This is a genomic window from Rhodococcus sp. NPDC059179, from assembly GCF_042754885.1.
GTDB lineage: Bacteria > Actinomycetota > Actinomycetes > Mycobacteriales > Mycobacteriaceae > Rhodococcus_G.
Window position 1 is genome coordinate 339,441 of the sequence record NZ_JBHZBV010000003.1, and the last position, 17,691, is coordinate 357,131.

Here is a 17,691-nt window from a genome sequence, read left to right on the forward strand (position 1 = left end):
GACGCGCACAGCGGTTCTAGGAGACGCGCGCAGAGACCTGCCAATAGCCCTGGAACGACACGAGGTCGCCCTCGAGCTGCCGAAATCCGTAGCGCAGATTCTGCTCGAACACCTCGTGCGGCGTGGAACCCGCGATCCTGCGTTTGATGAATACCGTTGGCATGGAGTGATCCTCTTCCCTGGACCTCGAGTCCTGTCGATCCGTGCGGTGCACAGTTACAAGAGTGATTTGTCCGGGCCAGAGATACATCAACCTTAGGTGTGGTCGGCTCCACCAGCGAGGGTCGTATCCGATCGCGCCGGGAGCCGCTCGGCAAACGACAGCGCCGCCGCCACCCGAGTTCGGGTGACGGCGGCGCAGGACGGACGGGGTCAGGCGCCCAGGAGCCCCTTCGCGATGTGGGTGACCTGGATCTCGTTGCTGCCCGCGTAGATCATCAGCGACTTCGCGTCGCGCGCAAGCTGTTCCACCTTGTACTCGGCCATGTAGCCGTTGCCGCCGAACAACTGGACGGCCTCCATCGCGACCTCGGTGGCCGCGCGCGAGGAGTACAGCTTCATTGCCGATGCCTCGGCGAGGGTCACCTTGTCACCCGCGGCGGTCCGCTCGATCGCGTTGAACACCATGTTCTGCACGTTGATCCGGGCGACCTCCATCTCGGCCAGCTTGAGCTGGATGAGCTGGAACTGGGCGATCTCCTTGCCCCACAGCTTGCGGGTCTTCGCGTAGTCGATGCACAGCCGGTGGCATTCGTTGATGATGCCCAGCGCCAGGGAGGCGATGCCGATCCGCTCGGCGGCGAAGGACTCCTTCGCGCTCGCCTTGCCGTCGCCCTTGGCCGGGTTCTCGGTCTCCCCGAGCAGCCGGTCCTTACCGATCCGGACGTTGTCGAAGAACAGCTCACCGGTGGGCGAGGAGTTCATGCCCATCTTCTTGAACGGCGGGCTCTGGGTGAAGCCCTCCATGCCCTTGTCGAGCACGAATCCGAGCACCTTGCGGTCGCGTCGGTCCACGGAGGCGTCGCCCTCGTCGAGCTTCGCGTAAACGATGGTCACGTCGGCGTAGGGACCGTTGGTGATGAACGTCTTCTGGCCGTTGAGAATGTAGTCGTCGCCGTCGCGCCGGACGTACGACTTCATGCCGCCGAACGCATCCGAGCCGGAGTCCGGCTCGGTGATCGCCCAGGCGCCGACCTTCTCCATCGTGACGAGCTCGGGCAGCCAGCGCTTCTTCTGCGCGAGGGTGCCGCGGCTTCGCAGGGTGCCGACGGTCAGTCCCAGGCTCACGCCCATCGACGCGACCAGTCCGAGGCTGACGCCCGCCAGCTCGCTGTTGAGCACGACCCCCATGCTGCCCGCGCCGCTGAAGCCGCCGGCCGACTTGTCGCCCGACTCCGGCACCGTCTCGCCGTTCGCCTTCGCTTCTTCCTTCGCCAGCGACTTCTCCAGGCCCTCGCGCGCCATCTCGTCCATGCCGAAGGTCGAGTACATCTTCCGGATGATGTCGAACGGGGGCAGCTCACCGCTCTCGAGCTTGTCGACGTGCGGCTTGATCTCCTTCTCGATGAAGCCACGCAGGGCGTCGCGGAACATCAGGTCGGTGTCAGACCACTCGTACATGTCGGGAACTCCCATTGATCGGCGGATCGTGCGCAGCGCGTGGCACGCGTAGGCGGCGCCGCAACTACGCGGGCGCTCAGTCCAAATATAGAACACGTTCTTGTTTTCGGACAGAGTTCAGGCTCGGGCACACGGATAATGGCGTCATGAGCCGCATGAAGTCAGTCGACCCCCGCTACCGCAAGCCACTCGCCGTCGCCGCGGTCCTACAGATCGCGTTGACCGCTGCGGCGCTGTTCGACATCCGCAGGCGCAGCCCCGACGAGATCAAGGGTTCCAAGCGGGTGTGGACCGCCGCATCGTTCGTCAACTTCGCCGGTCCGATCGCGTACTTCGTTTTCGGTCGCAGGCGCGGTTGAGACCTGCCGTATCTGGACAGACGGATTTTTCGGGGCGCACACTGGCCCAGGCGAGAACCCGCAGGGAGGTAACGGTGAATGTCGGATACCGGATGGCCTACCGGCTCGGCGTCACGCCGTGGGAGTGGGCAGGTCGATCGCTCGGCGCGCAGTTGGCGACGTTCCTGGACGGCCAGGACCCGCAGGCGGGCCCGCCGGGGAAGGCCCTCGACGCGGGCTGCGGGACCGGCGGTCACGCCATCGAGATGGCGCGACGCGGCTGGCAGGTCACCGGCATCGACGCGGTGCCGTTGGCAGTGGACCGGGCGCGAGCGCGGGCCGAGGCCGCAGGGGTCGACGCGACGTTCGTGCTCGGCGACGTCACCGAACTCGAGAAGTCGGTCGGACGCGGCTACCGACTCGTGCTCGACATCGGGTGTTTCCACGGCCTCACCGCAGGCGAGCGCATCGACTACGCCGCGGAGATCACCCGGATCACCGAACCAGGGGCGTGCCTGCTCATGTTCGCGTTCGGTCCCGGCCGACGGGGACCGCTCCCCCGCGGCACCGACCGCGCCGAGGTGGAACGCACGTTCACCCAGTGGCGCCTGATCTCCGACGTCGCAGACACCGGTGTGCTGCCGCCGCCGGTCCGAAGGTCGAACCCGCGCTGGTTCCACCTCGCCCGCACCTGACGGGTGCGGTCGCGGTGCGCGCGATACCCGTCAGGCGGCGGCGGGTCGATCTCGTCGACTCGCCTTCCGATGATGTTTCCGCCCGGTCAACGCCCAACGCCGGTCGGCCACCCGCGTCACCCGGTGGTGACGTTCGATGGTGAACTCGGTGATCGGCAGGCGCTCCAGCAGACGGATGTCCGCGCACGGGTCGCCGTTCACACCCTGCTCGAGCAGGGAGAACGCCGTGTGGTTGACGGCGTGGATGGCCAACCGGAGCGCATCCAACGCGGTCGGCCGCGGTCCGAACCTGGCGAGGGTGTGCCTCCCCTGCACGGTGGTTCCCACCACCGCGTAGAAGTGCCATTCCCCGGTGAATTCCAAGTCGCCCGATTCCACGGGATCACCTGGTTGTTGCGTGGGACCGGATTCAGTGCCCATCTTGCGCCTTCTTCCGTCTTCCGGTGGCGTCTCATCGACCGTAACGCGGGTCACCGACACCGTCCGTGCGCCTCGCCGGTGCGTGGTGTGGGTTTCCTGACGACCTGGGCACCCTCGACCATGGCAACATCGCATTTGCGCACCACTCGTGATTCGTCACCGCCACCGAAAGGGACTGCCCGTGACTTTTTCTCTCGACGAGGCCGCCGAAACCCTGGCCGCACAGCCCTTCAGCACCCTGGTCGGAGCCCGGTTGACGGCCTTCGCCGACGGCACCGCAACTCTCGAGATCGCGATCCGACCGGACCTGCTGCAACAGCACGGATTCGTGCACGGCGGTGTGCTGTCCTACGCGGCCGACAACGCGCTCACCTTCGCGGCAGGCACCGTGCTCGGCCCGAGCATCGTCACGGCCGGTTTCAGCATCAGCTACCTGCGCCCGGCGGTGGGCACGGCATTGCGTGCGGTGGCGACCGCGGTGAGTTCGGGCCGTCGGCAGGCACTGTGCCGCTGCGAGATCTACGTGGACACCGAGAGCGGGCCGGTGCTCTGCGCCGCTGCCCAGGGCACCGCGACAGTCATCGACCTCGGCCGGGTCACCACATCCGCATGAGCACCGAAGCCACGGTGATCGGCGGCGGCGTGATCGGACTGACCTGCGCACTCGAACTCGCGCGAGCCGGGCACGACGTCACCGTGCTGACGGCCGACCCGATCGGGGGCACAACGTCCGCGGTCGCGGCGGCGATCTGGTTCCCCTACCAGGCGGCGCCAGCCGATGCCGTGCTGCGGTGGTCGGCCGAGTCCGCGGCGGCGTTCGCCGCCCTCGCCTCGGACGCCGCGGCAGGCGTGGCGCTGCGGACCGGCACCGTCCTCGAGCGGTCTGCACCACCGGACCGCTGGTGGACCCCGGCAGTTTCGGAGTATCGGGTGGTGCCGGGCGACGACCTGCCGCCCGGGGTGGCAGGCGGGGTTCGCTGCACGGTCCCGGTGATCGACATGGGCCGCTACCTCCCGTGGCTGGCGGCACAGTGCGGGCGAGCGGGCGTGCGGGTGCTCAGGCGGCGGGTCGGCGACCTGTCGGAGGTCGACGCCGAGCTGATCGTGGTCGCGGCAGGCCTGGGGTCGGCCGCACTGACCGGTGACGACCCGCTGATCCCACTGCGCGGCCAGGTGGTGCGCCTGGGCAACCCTGGCCTGACCGACTGGCTGATCGACGACGACAACCCGGCCGGGATTACCTACGTCGTGCCGCGGTTCGAGGACGTGGTGTGCGGCGGCACAGCCGATCTCGGGTCCTTCGACACCGCGATCGATCCGGACACCGAACGGGCGATCCTCGAGCGCTGCTACGCGCTGATGCCCGAACTGCGGGGCGCGCCGATCCTCTCGCGCGGCGTCGGGCTGCGTCCGACCCGGCCGTCCGTGCGCCTGGAGGCAATTCCAGGCCAACGCCGGATCATCTGCTGTTACGGACACGGCGGCGCGGGGGTCACCCTCTCCTGGGGCTGCGCGCGCGAGGTGGCGGCCCTGGCCGGCTGAGCCCGGCGCCGCGCCCCCGATTACTGCTGTGCCAGTCGCAGTTTCGTCGTCAGGCGCTCGAGCTCCTCGAGTTCCCCGCGGTCGAGGGCGGTGCCCACATACCGCCGGATCTGCGCGGCATGCCTGCGGCCGATGCTGCGCTGAGCGGCACGGCCCGCCTCGGTGAGTGCCACCACCGTGCCGCGCCTGTCGTGCGGATCCGGCTCCCTGGAGACCAGACCGGCCACCTCGAGCCGCTCGACCATCCGGCTGAGCGACGGCTGGGTCAGCAGGATCTCCCGGTTCAGCTCGTGCAGCCGGGCCCGTCCGTCCGGGCACCGGCTGAGCGTGAACAGCACGTCATACTCCCTGCGGCCCAACGGATCCCAGGCATCGTCCGCGTCGAACCGTCGCATCAGTGAGACCTGGGCACGGAACAACGATTCCCAGGCGCCTGCGGCCAGCTCGGTGGTGCTGCGCCGCCGCCGGCCGCCGGTTCGCTCAGTGGGCGACATCGGTCGTCACCCCGGCGGCGGCGACGCGATCGCTCCTGACCGCCAGCAGGCTCGCGTGCGTGGGTGGGTTCTCCGGCACATGGGCCGGACGCCGGGCCGCGAACTCACGTCGCAGCACCGGGGCGACCTCGGCGCCGAGGAGGTCCAGCTGCTCGAGCACCGCCTTCAGCGGCAGGCCCGCGTGGTCGACGAGGAACAGCTGGCGCTGGTAGTCACCGAAGTAGTCCGCGAAGGCCAGCGTCTTCTCGATCACCTGATCGGGGGTTCCGACGGTCAGCGGCGTCTGCTCGGTGAACTCCTCCAGCGAGGGGCCGTGACCGTAGACCGGCGCGTTGTCGAAGTAGGGACGGAACTCCGCGACCGCGTCCTGCGAGTTCTTGCGCATGAACACCTGGCCACCGAGGCCGACGATGGCCTGATCGGCGCGGCCGTGCCCGTAGTGCTCGAACCGCTCGCGGTACAGGTTGATCAGCGCGATGTAGTGCTCCTTGGGCCAGAAGATGTTGTTCGCGAAGAATCCGTCGCCGTGGTACGCGGCGATCTCCGCGATCTCCGGGCTGCGGATCGACCCGTGCCAGACGAAGGGAGCGATCCCGTCGAGCGGACGCGGGGTGGAGGTGAACGCCTCCAGCGGGGTGCGGAACCGGCCCTGCCAGGTCACCACGTCCTCGTCCCACAGCCGGCGCAGCAACTGGTAGTTCTCCAGCGCCAGCGGGATGCCCTCGCGGATGTCCTTGCCGAACCACGGATAGACGGGCGCGGTGTTGCCGCGCCCCATCATCAGGTCCACTCGACCGTCGGCGAGGTGCTGCAGCATCGCGTAGTCCTCGGCGATCTTCACCGGGTCGTTGGTGGTGATCAGCGTGGTCGACGTGGACAGGATCAGCTTCTCGGTCTGGGCGGCGACGTAGCCGAGCATGGTCGTCGGCGAGGACGGCACGAACGGCGGGTTGTGATGCTCCCCTGTCGCGAAGACGTCGAGGCCAACCTCCTCCGCGTGCTTCGCGATCGTCACCATCGCCTTGATGCGTTCGTTCTCGGTCGGTGCGCGCCCCGTTGTGGGATCCGGCGTGACGTCGCCGACGCTGAAGATTCCGATCTGCATGGTGTCTCCCTCTGGCTGCGCTGAACATGTCCGCAACGTATTTCAATACGTTTGCATGAACTTTAACTGCGTGGGAGTCGGGCGTATTCCACCGCGGCCACCGCCCCCATGCGGCCGGGCATCCCGCGTACCAATGGGACTCGGCGCCGGCCGTGAGTTAGGCCGAGGGCACGAACGACGATGGCCCGCACTCTCCCTCTTCGAGTGCGGGCCATCGCGGTCGGAGTGCGACTCAGTGGGTCATCACCTGGGTCGCGTCGACCGGTGCCACGGGCTTGGTCCTCGGCAGCAGGAAGGCCGGGATCAGCGTCAGCAGGATCAGCACGAGCGCCACCATGAAGGTGTTGCCGAACGCGTCGGCCGCCGCGTTCAGCCCCTGCTCGACCGCACCGGGCGGCAGCTTCTCCGCGATCGACGGGTCATGCGCGGCCGCGGTGGCCGGTCCTGCCAGCGGCCGGGAGAGCATCTGGTTGGTGAGCACCACCGACATGACCGCGGTACCGACGGAACCGGCGACCTGCTGGACGATGTTCATCAGCGTCGAGCCGCGGGCCACGGTCTGATCGGTCAGCGTCTGCATCGCCGCGGTCATGATCGGCATCATGGTGCAGCCCATGCCCAGGCCCATCACGAACAGGGCGCCAAGCAGCAGCACGTACGAGGTGTCCGCACCGACCTGGGTGAACACGGCCATACCGACCGCGATCAGCGCGATACCGGTCATCACGATCTTGCCGGGGCCGATCTTGTCCACCAGGTTGCCTGCGAGCGGCATCGTCACCATGGCACCGATACCCTGCGGCGCGAGCAGCAATCCGGCGGCCAGCGTCGTCTCACCGCGAACCTGCAGGAAGTAGCTCGGGAACAGCAGGCCCGCACCCATGAACGCGATCACGAACAGCGTCGAGGTGACAACCGCGATCGTCAGGTTGCGGTTCTTGAACAGATGCAGGTCGATCAGCGGATGCTCGGCCCGCAGTGCGTGGAACACGAAGCCGATCACCAGGACCAGACCGATGATCGCCGGGACGAGCACCCGGGTGGCGGCCACGGTTCCGGTCTCCGGGATGGAGGACACCCCGAACAGGAACAGCGCCAGGCCCGGCGAGAGCAGCAGCATGCCGATGAAGTCGAAGGACTGCGACGGGCTGGGCGAATCCTTGGGCAGCAGCACGTAGGCCGCGATCAGGGCGATGATGCCGATCGGCAGGTTGATCAGGAAGATCCAGTGCCAGCTCGCGCTCTCGATCAGCCAGCCGCCGAGGATCGGCCCCATGATCGGGCCGAGCAGCATCGGGATGCCGAGGACCGCCATGACGCGACCGACCCGGTGCGGTCCGGCGGCGCGGGTCATGATCGTCATGCCGAGCGGCATCAACATGCCGCCGCCGAGGCCCTGCAGCACGCGGAAGCCGATCAGGGACTGGATGTCCCATGCCATGCTGCACAGCACCGAACCGACCACGAACAGCACCAGCGCGGCCATGTACAGACGCTTGGTGCCGAAACGATCCGCGGCCCAGCCCGTCACGGGGATCACGGTCGCCAACGCCAGGGTGTAGGCGGTCATGGTCCATGCGACGGTGGCGTAGGTCGCGTCGAACTCGGTCATGAACGTCGGCAGCGCCACGCTCACGACCGTCACATCGAGGATCGACATGATGGCGCCGAGCACCACCACGCTGGCGATCTTCAGAACTGCGCCGTCGATCTTGTCCGAGGCCGCGGGGGCGCCCGGAGGTGTCGGCGTCGTCATGGATTCTCCTGACAATTGGCTCGCAGAACATCTCCCGCGAGAATGGGTTTCAGCGACTCGTACAGCCCGTCACGGTCCGAGTCCGACAGGCGGGCCGCGAAAACTCGCAACTCACCCCTCTTGCTCTCGATGTGTCCGGAGGCGATGGCACGTCCGGCCTCCGTCAACGAGATCCGCTTGATACGACGGTCCTTCGGGTCCTCGCGACGCTCCACGAGTCCCTGGTGCACCAGTTGGTCGACGTTCCGGCCCGCGGCCGCGACAGATAGCCGCAGACCCTTCGCCACCTCGTGAATCGCGACGGGCTTGCCGTGCTGCAAGAGCATGAACAGCGTTCGCGCCTGCGAGAAGGACAGGTCCATGGCGACCAGCTTGTCCATCGACTCCGACTCGCCCATCCCGAGCAGCCGCATGATGAACTCCTCGAGTGCCTGATACAGGTCATCGGGGGAAGCGGCCACTCGCGCAATAATAGCGACAATGCAACTATTGCCCTAGCGAAAATGGTGTGAAGGCCATCACGCCCCGACGGGTCCATCGCCCGCAGCTCCATCCGATCACGACCGCCACCGGCGGGCAATCGAATATCGCGGCAGGCTCAGTTCGGCATGCCGGTCGCTACTGTCGGGACATGCGCTCCCGCGTCCTGATCCTCCTGAGACACGGCAAGTCCGCCTACCCCGACGGCGTTGCCGACCACGACCGGCCTCTCGCGCCACGCGGGCAACGCGAGGCCGGGCTCGCAGGCGATTGGATTCGACTGACCCAGCCCTCGGTCGACGCCGTGCTGTGCTCCACCTCGGAGAGGACCCGGCTCACCCTCGCCGCCAGTGGCATCGACGGCCCCACCCGTTTCGCCGACGCGCTGTACGGGGCGAGCGCCGACGAGGTGCTCCGGGAGATCGCGCGAACCGACGCCGCCGTGCGGACCCTGCTCGTGGTCGGGCACGAACCCGGTATCCCGGACACCGCGCTCAGGCTCGATCCGGGCGGCCCGATCGCCGACCGGATCTCGGACCGCTTCCCCACCTCGGCGATGGCGACCCTGGCGGTGACCGGGACCTGGGCGGACATCCTCGACTCGGGCGCGCGGCTCACCGACTTTCACATCCCGCGCTAGCCTCGATCTTTCGTGAGTCCCATGTGCCGGCCTGAGCGGCTTCGGACTCGGTGTCGCGAGGGTGACCGCGAGCACCCAACAGGTCCTGCCGGCGTGCGACACGACACCGGTTCCGGTCGACGATACGGACAGACGGGGATAGCAGGACGAGGACTTGCCAACCTGAATGGTGCTCCGCGGGCACCACCGGACAGGACCCGATCGACACGCCGTCACGCGGGCACAGTCAACGAAGGTGGCTACGCGGGCATTTGGATGGGTCAACGCGGGGGCTGTACGACCCATGCCCGTTGCAGCACGATTAGACCATGACCACCCCCCGTGCAGCTTCCGAGTCCTTCCAGATCCCCATCGAAGCGGCCGAGTTCTACGAGTCCGCGTTCGTCCCGGCGTTCTTCGCCCAGTGGGCACCGATCCTCTGCGACGCTGCCGGAGTCACGCCGGGCCAGCGGGTGCTCGACGTCGGCTGTGGGACCGGAATCGTTGCCCGCACCGCCGCCGACCTGGTCGCACCCGACGGCACGATCGTAGGGGTGGACCTGAACGAGGCAATGCTGACCGTCGCCCGCCGCGTCCGACCCGACATCGAGTTCCGCCAGGGCAACGCCAACGCGCTCCCCTTCCCGGACGAGTCCTACGACACGGTCCTCTGCCAGTTGTCGCTCATGTTCTTCCCCGACCGTCCCAGTGCGCTCCAGGAGATGGCGCGGGTCGTCACGACCGGGGGGACGGTGGCGGTCGTGGTCCCGGGCGCCCTCGACGCCCAGCCCGCCTTCGAACCCTTCGTCGACATGGCCGCCCGACACGCCGGCCCCGCGGCCATGTCATTACTGAGCACCTACTTCGTGTGCGGCAACCTCGAGGAGCTCACCGCCCTGGTCGAGTCGGCAGGGCTGCAGATCACCACCGCCCGCACCCACCTGGGCACCTACCGGGCGCCTTCTGTCGACGCGTTCGTGACCACCGAGGTCGAGAGCACACCGCTGCTCGAACGGATCTCCGACGACGTGTACCAGCGCATCCGCGCCGACGCCCACGACGTTCTGGCACCGTTCACCACCCCCGCCGGCAGTATCGAAGCGCCCTTCGAGTGCCACATCGTGGCGGCACGCCGGGATCGTCAGTCGGCCTGAACTGGTGGTACTTGGAGCCAGTGCGAAGCCCTCTACCCCGGACCGACGCGATATGGGGGGCTCCCCTGGGCGCGCAGTTGGTCGGCCGAGGCAGTCGCCACCGAGCCACTACTCGCGGACGAGCACGGCCTTGCCGAGCACCTGACCGGCCTCGAGGTCGGCCAGCGCGCGGGCCGCATCGGCGAGCGGGTACCTGGCCTTGACCAGCGGCCGCAAGCCCTTGGCGACCAGTTCGGCGAGGTCCGCGTGCGTGCGCGCCAGCGCCCCGGGATCGGTGCGCAGGAACTCACCCCAGGCCGCCCCGACGATGCTGATGTTGCGGAACAGCACCCGATTCACCTTCACCGACGGGATGCCGCCGCCCGCGAACCCGATCACCAGCAGCCTGCCCTCCGGCGCCAACACCCGGACCGCGTCGTCGAAGGCGTCACCGCCGACCGGGTCCACCACGACGTTCGCGCCGCGGTTTCCGGTCAGCTCGCCCACCCGGGCTGCCCAGCCCTCGTCGAGCGCCACCACCTCGTCCGCGCCGAGCTCGCGGAGGAACTCGTCGGCCCCCGACCGCCGGACCACCGCGATCACCCGTGCGCCGTGCGCCTTCGCCAGCTGGATGGCCGCGGTGCCGACGCCGCCTGCCGCACCCAGCACCACCACCGTCTCGCCCGCCACCAGGCCCGCTCGGCGAGACAGCGCGAATTCCATCGTCTGATAGTTGATGATGAGCGACGCCGCCTCCTCGAAGCTCAGCTCGGCCGGTATCGGCATCACCCGGGGCGCCGCGATCGCCACCCGCTCCGCGTACCCGCCGAGGTCGGACATCGCGAGCACCCGGTCACCGGCCGCGAATCCGCTGTCCTCCGGCGCGGACACCACCACCCCGGCCACCTCCGCTCCCGGGATGAACGGCGGCTCGGGGCGCAGCTGGTACTTGCCGTAGCTGATGAGCAGGTCGGGAAAACACACCCCGGTCGCCCGCACGTCGATCAGCACCTTGCCCGTCGCGTCGGGCTCGGGCACCTCCTGCAGCGCCATCCCCTCCGGGCCGCTCAACTCCGACACCACAACTGCTTTCACCACGAACCTCCGTCTTCGCCCGGCGCCGCATCTGTTCGGCGATCCGAACTCCTGACGCTAGTCCTTGTCTCGCCGTGCCTGCGCAGGAAAGATACTGTTCGCGTCACGCCGGCAGCCACCGCAGAGGAGCGCAGTCTTGGACTTCGATCAGCCACTCACCGCGCCACCCGACGACAAAGTGGGATTCTCCGTCTCGCGGCCGGTACGCACGGGCGACGTGGACCCGGACAACCGGCTGCGGCTCGACGGCATCGCCCGGTACCTGCAGGACATCGCCTCCGACAATCTCGACGCCGCCGAGCTCGCCGACACCGATCCGATCTGGATCGTCCGACGCTCGGTGATCGACGTGGTTCGGCCGGCGCTCTGGCCCGGCCGCGTCCACCTGCGCCGCTGGTGCTCGGCGTTGTCCACCCGGTGGTCCGCGATGCGAGTGCAACTCACCGGCGACAAGGGCGCACTGATCGAGACCGAGGGCTTCTGGATCAACATCAGCCCCGACAGCGGGATGCCGACCCGGATCAGCGACCAGTGCATCTCCCTGCTGTCGAGGTCGACGGACGAGCACCGACTCAAGTGGCGCCCCTGGCTCGGCGGCCCGGCGCCGGAAGACGACGGCACCGACACGAGGTTCCACCTGCGATCGACCGATCTCGATCCGCTGGGGCACGTGAACAACGCGGCGTACTGGCACGCCGTGGAGGACCACCTCGTCGGCAGGCCCGAGCTGCTGGCCGGTCCGCACCGCGCCGTCATCGAGTACAACGCGCCCATCACCTCCGGCGAACACGTCCGAGTCCGCTGCCGACAGGACGCCGAGTCGATGCGGCTGTGGTTCCTGGTCGGCGACGACGTGAAGGCCGCCGCCCGGGTGTCCGGACTCGACCACAACTGAAACCCGGCGCGTGGTACGCCCCGGCTGCCCGGGGCGCACCACATCGACTACTTGCGGGCGATCGCGACCATCTCGACGACGTCGAGCAGCTTGACCCGCGGCCGACCGGCGGCCTTGCCGAGCTCACGCTCGCGGGCGTCGATCGCCTTCCACCCGGCCCAGTCCAGCGCCTCGGGCTGACGGTCAGCCAGCAACGCCTCCAGCGCCTCGCGGTCGCCCTTCGGGGCGGGCAGTCGGTCCGCGGCCAGGTCCTCGAGGATCAGCGCGATGGTGTCGTGCGCGCACTGCCGGTTGGTGCCGATCACGCCTGAGGGCCCGCGCTTGATCCAGCCGGCGGTGTACGTGCCCGGCATCGGCTCACCGGATTCCGGGTAGGTGACCCGGCCGCCGACGTTGGAGATCGTGCCGCGCGCCTCGTCGAACGGCAGGTCCGCGACCGGCACGCCGCGGTACCCGACCGACCGCAGCACCATGCGGGTCTCGAGCAGTTCCGTCTGGTCGGTGCTGCTGGCCCGCATCGTTCCGTCCGGGCCCTCGACCATCTCGTTGCGCGCCACCACCACCCCGCTGACGTGGTCGTCGCCCTTGATATCGACCGGCGAGGCCAGGAACCGCAGCACGATCCGCTTCTCGTGGCCCGCCAGGGGGCGCTCCGCGTACTCGCGCAGGATCTCCATCTTGAGCCGCTTGACCGGGCTCTGCTCGACCTCGGCCGCGCTGTGCTCGTCGAGTTCCAGCTCGGCCGGGTCGACGATCACGTCCACGTCGGCCATCTGTCCGAGCGCCAGCAGCTCCGGGTTGGTGAAGGCGGCCTGCACGGGTCCGCGCCTGCCCAGCAGCACCACCTCGCGGATGGCACTGCCGCGCAGCGCCTCGACCGCGTGCTCGGCCATGTCGGTCTTGGCCAGCTTGTCCGGCTCGGTGACCAGGAGGCGGGCCACGTCGAGCGCCACGTTTCCGTTGCCGACGATGACGGCGCGGTTGCCCGTCAGGTCGAAGGTGCGGTCTGCGTAGTCCGGGTGGCCGTTGTACCAGGCCACGAACTCGGTGGCGGCGAGGCTGCCCGGCAGGTCCTCACCGGGGATGCCGAGGTGCCGATCGCTCGGCGCACCGACCGTGTAAAGCACCGCATGGTGGTGCTCCATCAGGTCCTCGTGCGTCAGGTGCTTGCCGACCTCCACGTTCAGGTGCAGGCGGAAGCCCTGGCGCCGCGACACCTCGGCGAACACGTCGGTGACGGCCTTGGTCTCCGGATGGTCGGGCGCGACGCCCGCGCGGACCAGCCCCCAGGGCGTCGGCAGCCGGTCGAACATGTCGACCTCGATGCCGGAGCGCTTGAACGACAGCAGCTCACGGGAGGCGTAGAATCCGGACGGTCCCGCGCCGACGATGGCGACGCGGAACGGGTCATCGGCGGTCTTCGGGAACTTCAGCGAGGGCGCGGGATCGTAGTCCTCGAGTTCGGTGCCCTCGAAGTAGTCGGCGTTGATCTTGGAGTACCGGAGCATCGACTCGGGCAGGTCGTCGTCGCGGAAGATCGCCTCCACCGGGCACGCGTCGACGCAGAGCCCGCAGTCGATGCAGGTCTCCGGGTCGATGTAGAGCATCTCGGTGGACTTGAAGGCCCGCTCATCCGGCGTCGGATGGATGCAGTCCACCGGGCACACCTCGGTGCAGCTGGCATCGTTGCAACAAGGCTGGGTGATCACGAACGCCACTGTGGCCTCCTCCAAAACTAGAACCTGTTCTCGCAACAATACCTGGTCGTGCGAGGAAGGTCACAGAGGTCGAACGATTACTCGGCCGGCACATCCGCAGTCCCACTGGCTCGGACAGACCACCCCGCCGGTGAGGCGAGTTCGATACTGTGAAGCGGTCGCTCGTTCAGCGCGATTCGGTACTCGAAAGGGTTTGGGTGCGTACAGCTCTAACGGCCTTCCTCGCCGCTCTGGTCGCGGGCAGCGTCATCACGGCTGCATCCGGCACCGCGTGGGCGGCCCCCGTGCCGTCCGGCACCGTTCCCGGCACAAACGACTGGTCCTGCAGGCCAAACCCCGAGCATCCGCGCCCGGTGGTGCTGGTGCACGGCACCGGAGTCGGCACGCAGTTGACCTGGGGCGAGTTCGCACCCCGACTCAAGGACGAGGGGTACTGCGTTTACACCCTCGACTACGGGCAGGGCGGCGCCGCGGGCGGAAATCTGCTTCACACCTTTGGCGGCGGCGACATCGCCCAGTCCGCCCGCGAACTGTCGGGTTTCGTGGACCGGGTACTCGGGGCCACCGGCGCGGGCCAGGTCGACCTGGTCGGATATTCGCTCGGTGGCCTCGTCGCGCGCCAGTATCTGCGGTTTGAGGGTGGCACCTTTCCCGCCGATCCCCGGCGGAATGTGGTGCGCACCGTGACCATGCTGGGCACGCCGAACCGCGGCATCACATTCGGCGGCGCGCAGGACTTCGTGTCGCTGGCCGAGCGCATCGGCATACCGGCGGGCCCGCTGATGAACGCTGTCATCGGGCCCTCCGTCGGACAGCAGTTCGTCGGGTCGACCTTCCTTCGCGATCTCAACGCGGGCGGCGACACCGACCCCGGTGTGGACTACACCGTGATCGCGTCCCGATACGACTCCCTGTCCACCCCAGGTGACGCCACGTTCCTGCGGGCCGGACCGGGTGCCCGCGTGACGAACGTGTGGCTGCAGGACGGGTGCGCGACCAATCGAGCAGGCCACAACCAGCTGACCACCGACCCGCGGTCGACGTACCTGATCCAGACCGCGCTCGACCCCTCGTATTCCGTCGGCCGCGCCGCGCCCTGCGACTAACGCGACCTACGGGCTCAGGCGCCCAGGACTCAGACGCCCAGGGAGTCGGCCATCATCGGCCACGAGTCGTGCAGGTCGTCGTTCCAATAGCCCCACGAATGGGTTCCGGTGGGCCTGAAGTCGAAGGTCGCCGGTATGCCCAGCGAATCCAGCCTGTCCTTGAGCCTGCGGGTGCACTCGTTGGTGGCGGCCTCGATCACCCCACCGATGACAATCTGCTGCGCGAGAAGGGTCGGGTCGCGATACGCGTACGGGTCGGATTCACCGCTGGGGTTGACCAGGACGTCGTGCTCCCCCGGCAGACCGGTGCCCGTCGCCACGTATAACTGCACCCCCCTCAGCTTCTCCGCACCCAGGTACGGATCGTTGGCCACCCAGTCGGGTCCACCGACCGGCCCCCACATGTTGGCCGTGTTGCCGCCGCCATAGGCGTCCACGACCACTTGGACGTACTTCTGCCCGACACCCGCACTGGTCTCCGCGCACCCGCTGTACGAGGCGACACCCTTGTACAACCCTGGGGCGGACTGGGCGAGCGAGAGCACCGACGTGCCCGCCATCGACAGCCCGGCGATCGCATTGGCACCGGTCGTGCCCAGCGCCGAATCGACCACCGGGGGAAGCTCCTCGGTCAGGAAGGTGGCCCACTTGTTGCGCCCCAGGATGGGATCGTCCCGCTGCCAGTCCGTGTAGTAGCTGTACTTGCCGCCGACCGGGATCACGACATTGACCTGCTTGTCCCCGAAGAAGTCGAAGACATCGCTCATCTCCGGCCAGCCGGTGTTCGCGACCTCACCGCCGCCGGAACCGTTGAGCAGATACAGGGTCGGGCGCGGGACACCGGCGTCGGCGGGCCGAATGACCCGGAGGTGGATGTCCTTCCCCATCGCAGCCGAATAGACGTACATATCGAATTGGCTGCCCTTCGCGTGCTCCACCCGCGTCAGCCGCGAACCGTCGGCTGCGGGCCGTGCGGCCGCCCGGATCGACGCGAGGTCCGCACTCGGCGCCACCGGGCCGGCCGAGGCCACGCCCACCAGCGACGACGCCATCACCGCCGCGGCGAAAACGACCGCACCTGCCATCCGATGTAGGGACCGATCCGCCCCCACCCATCCCCTGTCCACGTCAAGCATCCCGAACAAACCTCCCCAAGTTTGAACCGCTGCATGGACCGTACACTCGCGCAACTCGAATGTCGGTGCGACATACCCAGGTTCAACAATCGGGGCTAACGGGTGGCAGAGACCAACTCGTCGAGGGACCGGCGCAGCAGCTTCGCGTAATCCGCCGGGTCGGGCATCATCGAACGCTCCACGATGACGGAGATCGTCAGTCGATTGCCATAGGACGACACGAAGTGGATCAGCCCGAATCCGGGCAGGACAGGCGAGAGCATGAACATGTTCACGACCGGAGCGCCGAACATCGACAGGTTCGCCGGGCCGAAGGGCACATTCGAGATGGTCGTGTTGGCCGACACCGGCTTGCCGCTCGAAGGAGCCGGAGGCGGGGGGCTGACAGCGATCAGCGTCCGGACCAACCACGGCGGGATGGCATGCTCCAGCTTGCCGGCCCGCTCGGTGGCGGCGCTGCGCTGACGCTGCTTTGCGTCTCGGGTCGAGGCACGGATTCCATTGAGGCGAGCAATCGGGGCGGGTTCGTGGGTACACAGGTCGATCCGGCTCATGCTGAGCTGATTCGCCGAGTTCGACTCACGGATGCCCCGCGTCGAGAAGGGAACGGTGGCCGCCAGCGAGGCCGGCGGCACCTCCCCCGCCGCCGCCAGGTACTCGGCGAGCGCACCGGCAATCACGGTCATGACGACGTCGTTGACTGTCGCGCCGTCCACCGAGGACTTCAGCTCCCGCACGGCCCCGAGGTCGAAGTCGACCACCTCGACAACGGTGTCCGGCGTAACCGCTGTGTTGAATCGAGTGCGCGGCCGGTTTCCGTCGCAGAGACGGATCTCGCCGCGTGCGACCTCACCCTTGAGCATTCGCGACGCCGCCAGCGAGGCGGCTCCAGCAGAAATCAACCGCCCGATGTTCAACGGCAACCGCACCAGGGCGCGCGTGACCCGTCGGGCACCCTCGGGCACAGCGCCGGCGGTGTTCTCCGCCACCGCCGCGGGCGCGTCGCCGAGCAGCGCGCACAGCAGTTCCGCCATCCCGACACCGTCGACGGCGGCGTGGTGCATCTTGACGATGGCCACCGTCGCGCCGTCCGGCACACCAGGAATCTCGCTCACGCCGGTGATCAGCTGAACGCCCCATGGGGGACGTGACATGTCCAGGCCGGTGTCGAGCTGCCGTGCGATCTCACCGGCGACCGCATCCCATCCGGGACGACCGGAAAAGGACCTGACCTCGATGTGATTGCGCACATCGAAGTCCGCGTCGTCAACCCAGTACGGGCAATCGAGATCCCCTGGAACCCGGCACAGCCGCCTCCTGAAGTTCGGCTGGCCGTCCGTTCGACGACGGAACCACTCGACCATGTCCTCGGAGTTCATCGAGCCGGTGTCGACGACACAGGCGGTCACGATGCTCGCCATCACCTGATCGGTCGATGCGTAGAGATTCATGGCATCGCGGGGGTCGAGCTGGACTCCCGTCAATGCTGGTCGACCTCGTCGCGCCATGGTCCGCCTTTGCCAGATCCAAGTGTTTTTG

Annotated in this window: 19 protein-coding genes; 8 read left to right on the plus strand and 11 right to left on the minus strand. The window is 68.1% G+C overall.

Annotated features, from left to right (window positions below; translation table 11 throughout):
* Window positions 1-16 precede the first annotated feature (16 nt).
* Together ACFXMV_RS09835 and ACFXMV_RS09840 are read right to left on the minus strand one after the other, a co-directional pair.
* On the minus strand, window positions 17-163 hold the full coding sequence (locus ACFXMV_RS09835; protein WP_378498597.1) for a hypothetical protein: 147 nt from the start codon (window positions 161-163) through the stop codon (window positions 17-19).
* A 209-nt stretch (window positions 164-372) separates the two neighbouring features.
* Window positions 373-1,620, minus strand: coding sequence for an acyl-CoA dehydrogenase family protein (locus ACFXMV_RS09840; RefSeq protein WP_378498598.1), 1,248 nt, complete (start codon window positions 1,618-1,620; stop codon window positions 373-375).
* A gap of 146 nt (window positions 1,621-1,766) precedes the next feature.
* On the opposite strand from ACFXMV_RS09840, the gene ACFXMV_RS09845 reads away from it, so the two are divergent.
* Together ACFXMV_RS09845 and ACFXMV_RS09850 are read left to right on the plus strand one after the other, a co-directional pair.
* Window positions 1,767-1,979 (plus strand): PLD nuclease N-terminal domain-containing protein, encoded by a 213-nt coding sequence (locus ACFXMV_RS09845; RefSeq protein ID WP_378498599.1) that lies wholly within the window; start codon window positions 1,767-1,769, stop codon window positions 1,977-1,979.
* A gap of 74 nt (window positions 1,980-2,053) precedes the next feature.
* Window positions 2,054-2,653, plus strand: a complete 600-nt coding sequence (locus ACFXMV_RS09850; RefSeq protein ID WP_378502925.1) for a class I SAM-dependent methyltransferase — start codon at window positions 2,054-2,056, stop codon at window positions 2,651-2,653.
* Window positions 2,654-2,683: 30 nt separating this feature from the next.
* Here the strand turns inward: ACFXMV_RS09850 and ACFXMV_RS09855 are convergent, their stop codons facing one another.
* Window positions 2,684-3,031 carry a hypothetical protein gene (locus tag ACFXMV_RS09855; protein WP_378498602.1) on the minus strand — a complete coding sequence of 116 codons (348 nt, stop codon included), beginning with the start codon at window positions 3,029-3,031 and terminating at the stop codon, window positions 2,684-2,686.
* Between the two features lie 223 nt (window positions 3,032-3,254).
* Between ACFXMV_RS09855 and ACFXMV_RS09860 the strand changes: the two genes are divergently transcribed.
* Together ACFXMV_RS09860 and ACFXMV_RS09865 are read left to right on the plus strand one after the other, a co-directional pair.
* Window positions 3,255-3,686 carry a PaaI family thioesterase gene (locus ACFXMV_RS09860; protein WP_378498603.1) on the plus strand — a complete coding sequence of 144 codons (432 nt, stop codon included), beginning with the start codon at window positions 3,255-3,257 and terminating at the stop codon, window positions 3,684-3,686.
* Window positions 3,683-4,615, plus strand: coding sequence for an FAD-dependent oxidoreductase (locus ACFXMV_RS09865; protein WP_378498604.1), 933 nt, complete (start codon window positions 3,683-3,685; stop codon window positions 4,613-4,615). The genes ACFXMV_RS09860 and ACFXMV_RS09865 overlap by 4 nt, the downstream gene beginning before the upstream one ends.
* Before the next feature lie 20 nt (window positions 4,616-4,635).
* Here ACFXMV_RS09865 and ACFXMV_RS09870 read toward each other — a convergent pair whose 3' ends face one another.
* From ACFXMV_RS09870 to ACFXMV_RS09885, 4 genes are all read right to left on the minus strand, one after another.
* Complete coding sequence (locus ACFXMV_RS09870; protein ID WP_378498605.1) at window positions 4,636-5,109, minus strand: MarR family winged helix-turn-helix transcriptional regulator; 474 nt, start codon at window positions 5,107-5,109, stop codon at window positions 4,636-4,638.
* Window positions 5,096-6,214 carry an LLM class flavin-dependent oxidoreductase gene (locus ACFXMV_RS09875; protein ID WP_378498606.1) on the minus strand — a complete coding sequence of 373 codons (1,119 nt, stop codon included), beginning with the start codon at window positions 6,212-6,214 and terminating at the stop codon, window positions 5,096-5,098. The genes ACFXMV_RS09870 and ACFXMV_RS09875 overlap by 14 nt, the downstream gene beginning before the upstream one ends.
* Window positions 6,215-6,446: 232 nt before the next feature.
* On the minus strand, window positions 6,447-7,970 hold the full coding sequence (locus tag ACFXMV_RS09880; RefSeq protein ID WP_378502926.1) for a DHA2 family efflux MFS transporter permease subunit: 1,524 nt from the start codon (window positions 7,968-7,970) through the stop codon (window positions 6,447-6,449).
* Window positions 7,967-8,383 carry a MarR family winged helix-turn-helix transcriptional regulator gene (locus tag ACFXMV_RS09885; RefSeq protein ID WP_378498614.1) on the minus strand — a complete coding sequence of 139 codons (417 nt, stop codon included), beginning with the start codon at window positions 8,381-8,383 and terminating at the stop codon, window positions 7,967-7,969. Before ACFXMV_RS09885 ends, ACFXMV_RS09880 begins: the two co-directional genes overlap by 4 nt.
* A gap of 218 nt (window positions 8,384-8,601) precedes the next feature.
* On the opposite strand from ACFXMV_RS09885, the gene ACFXMV_RS09890 reads away from it, so the two are divergent.
* Both ACFXMV_RS09890 and ACFXMV_RS09895 read left to right on the plus strand, forming a co-directional pair.
* Window positions 8,602-9,090, plus strand: a complete 489-nt coding sequence (locus tag ACFXMV_RS09890; protein ID WP_378498608.1) for a SixA phosphatase family protein — start codon at window positions 8,602-8,604, stop codon at window positions 9,088-9,090.
* 308 nt (window positions 9,091-9,398) lie between these two features.
* Window positions 9,399-10,223 carry a class I SAM-dependent methyltransferase gene (locus ACFXMV_RS09895; protein WP_378498609.1) on the plus strand — a complete coding sequence of 275 codons (825 nt, stop codon included), beginning with the start codon at window positions 9,399-9,401 and terminating at the stop codon, window positions 10,221-10,223.
* A 108-nt stretch (window positions 10,224-10,331) separates the two neighbouring features.
* Here ACFXMV_RS09895 and ACFXMV_RS09900 read toward each other — a convergent pair whose 3' ends face one another.
* Entirely contained in the window at window positions 10,332-11,297 is a 966-nt protein-coding gene (locus tag ACFXMV_RS09900; protein WP_378498615.1) for an NADPH:quinone oxidoreductase family protein, read from the minus strand.
* A gap of 136 nt (window positions 11,298-11,433) precedes the next feature.
* On the opposite strand from ACFXMV_RS09900, the gene ACFXMV_RS09905 reads away from it, so the two are divergent.
* A complete protein-coding gene (locus ACFXMV_RS09905) occupies window positions 11,434-12,192 on the plus strand; it encodes an acyl-[acyl-carrier-protein] thioesterase (RefSeq protein WP_378498610.1) in 759 nt (252 codons plus the stop codon).
* 47 nt (window positions 12,193-12,239) lie between these two features.
* On the opposite strand, the gene ACFXMV_RS09910 is transcribed toward ACFXMV_RS09905, so the two are convergent.
* A complete protein-coding gene (locus ACFXMV_RS09910) occupies window positions 12,240-13,910 on the minus strand; it encodes a 4Fe-4S binding protein (RefSeq protein WP_378498611.1) in 1,671 nt (556 codons plus the stop codon).
* Between the two features lie 197 nt (window positions 13,911-14,107).
* Here ACFXMV_RS09910 and ACFXMV_RS09915 point away from each other — a divergent pair, with 197 nt between their 5' ends.
* Entirely contained in the window at window positions 14,108-15,016 is a 909-nt protein-coding gene (locus tag ACFXMV_RS09915) for an esterase/lipase family protein (RefSeq protein WP_378498612.1), read from the plus strand.
* A 29-nt stretch (window positions 15,017-15,045) separates the two neighbouring features.
* On the opposite strand, the gene ACFXMV_RS09920 is transcribed toward ACFXMV_RS09915, so the two are convergent.
* Together ACFXMV_RS09920 and ACFXMV_RS09925 are read right to left on the minus strand one after the other, a co-directional pair.
* Window positions 15,046-16,101 carry an alpha/beta hydrolase gene (locus tag ACFXMV_RS09920; RefSeq protein ID WP_378502927.1) on the minus strand — a complete coding sequence of 352 codons (1,056 nt, stop codon included), beginning with the start codon at window positions 16,099-16,101 and terminating at the stop codon, window positions 15,046-15,048.
* A 146-nt stretch (window positions 16,102-16,247) separates the two neighbouring features.
* Entirely contained in the window at window positions 16,248-17,636 is a 1,389-nt protein-coding gene (locus tag ACFXMV_RS09925; RefSeq protein ID WP_378502928.1) for a wax ester/triacylglycerol synthase domain-containing protein, read from the minus strand.
* Window positions 17,637-17,691 lie beyond the last annotated feature (55 nt).

Coding starts and splice junctions, on each gene's coding strand:
- ACFXMV_RS09835 (WP_378498597.1), bottom strand. CDS start 163: ATGCCAACGGTATTCATCAAACGCAGGATCGCGGGTTCCACGCCGCAC.
- ACFXMV_RS09840 (WP_378498598.1), bottom strand. CDS start 1,620: ATGTACGAGTGGTCTGACACCGACCTGATGTTCCGCGACGCCCTGCGT.
- ACFXMV_RS09845 (WP_378498599.1), top strand. CDS start 1,767: ATGAGCCGCATGAAGTCAGTCGACCCCCGCTACCGCAAGCCACTCGCC.
- ACFXMV_RS09865 (WP_378498604.1), top strand. CDS start 3,683: ATGAGCACCGAAGCCACGGTGATCGGCGGCGGCGTGATCGGACTGACC.
- ACFXMV_RS09870 (WP_378498605.1), bottom strand. CDS start 5,109: ATGTCGCCCACTGAGCGAACCGGCGGCCGGCGGCGGCGCAGCACCACC.
- ACFXMV_RS09875 (WP_378498606.1), bottom strand. CDS start 6,214: ATGCAGATCGGAATCTTCAGCGTCGGCGACGTCACGCCGGATCCCACA.
- ACFXMV_RS09880 (WP_378502926.1), bottom strand. CDS start 7,970: ATGACGACGCCGACACCTCCGGGCGCCCCCGCGGCCTCGGACAAGATC.
- ACFXMV_RS09885 (WP_378498614.1), bottom strand. CDS start 8,383: ATGCGGCTGCTCGGGATGGGCGAGTCGGAGTCGATGGACAAGCTGGTC.
- ACFXMV_RS09890 (WP_378498608.1), top strand. CDS start 8,602: ATGCGCTCCCGCGTCCTGATCCTCCTGAGACACGGCAAGTCCGCCTAC.
- ACFXMV_RS09895 (WP_378498609.1), top strand. CDS start 9,399: ATGACCACCCCCCGTGCAGCTTCCGAGTCCTTCCAGATCCCCATCGAA.
- ACFXMV_RS09920 (WP_378502927.1), bottom strand. CDS start 16,101: ATGGCAGGTGCGGTCGTTTTCGCCGCGGCGGTGATGGCGTCGTCGCTG.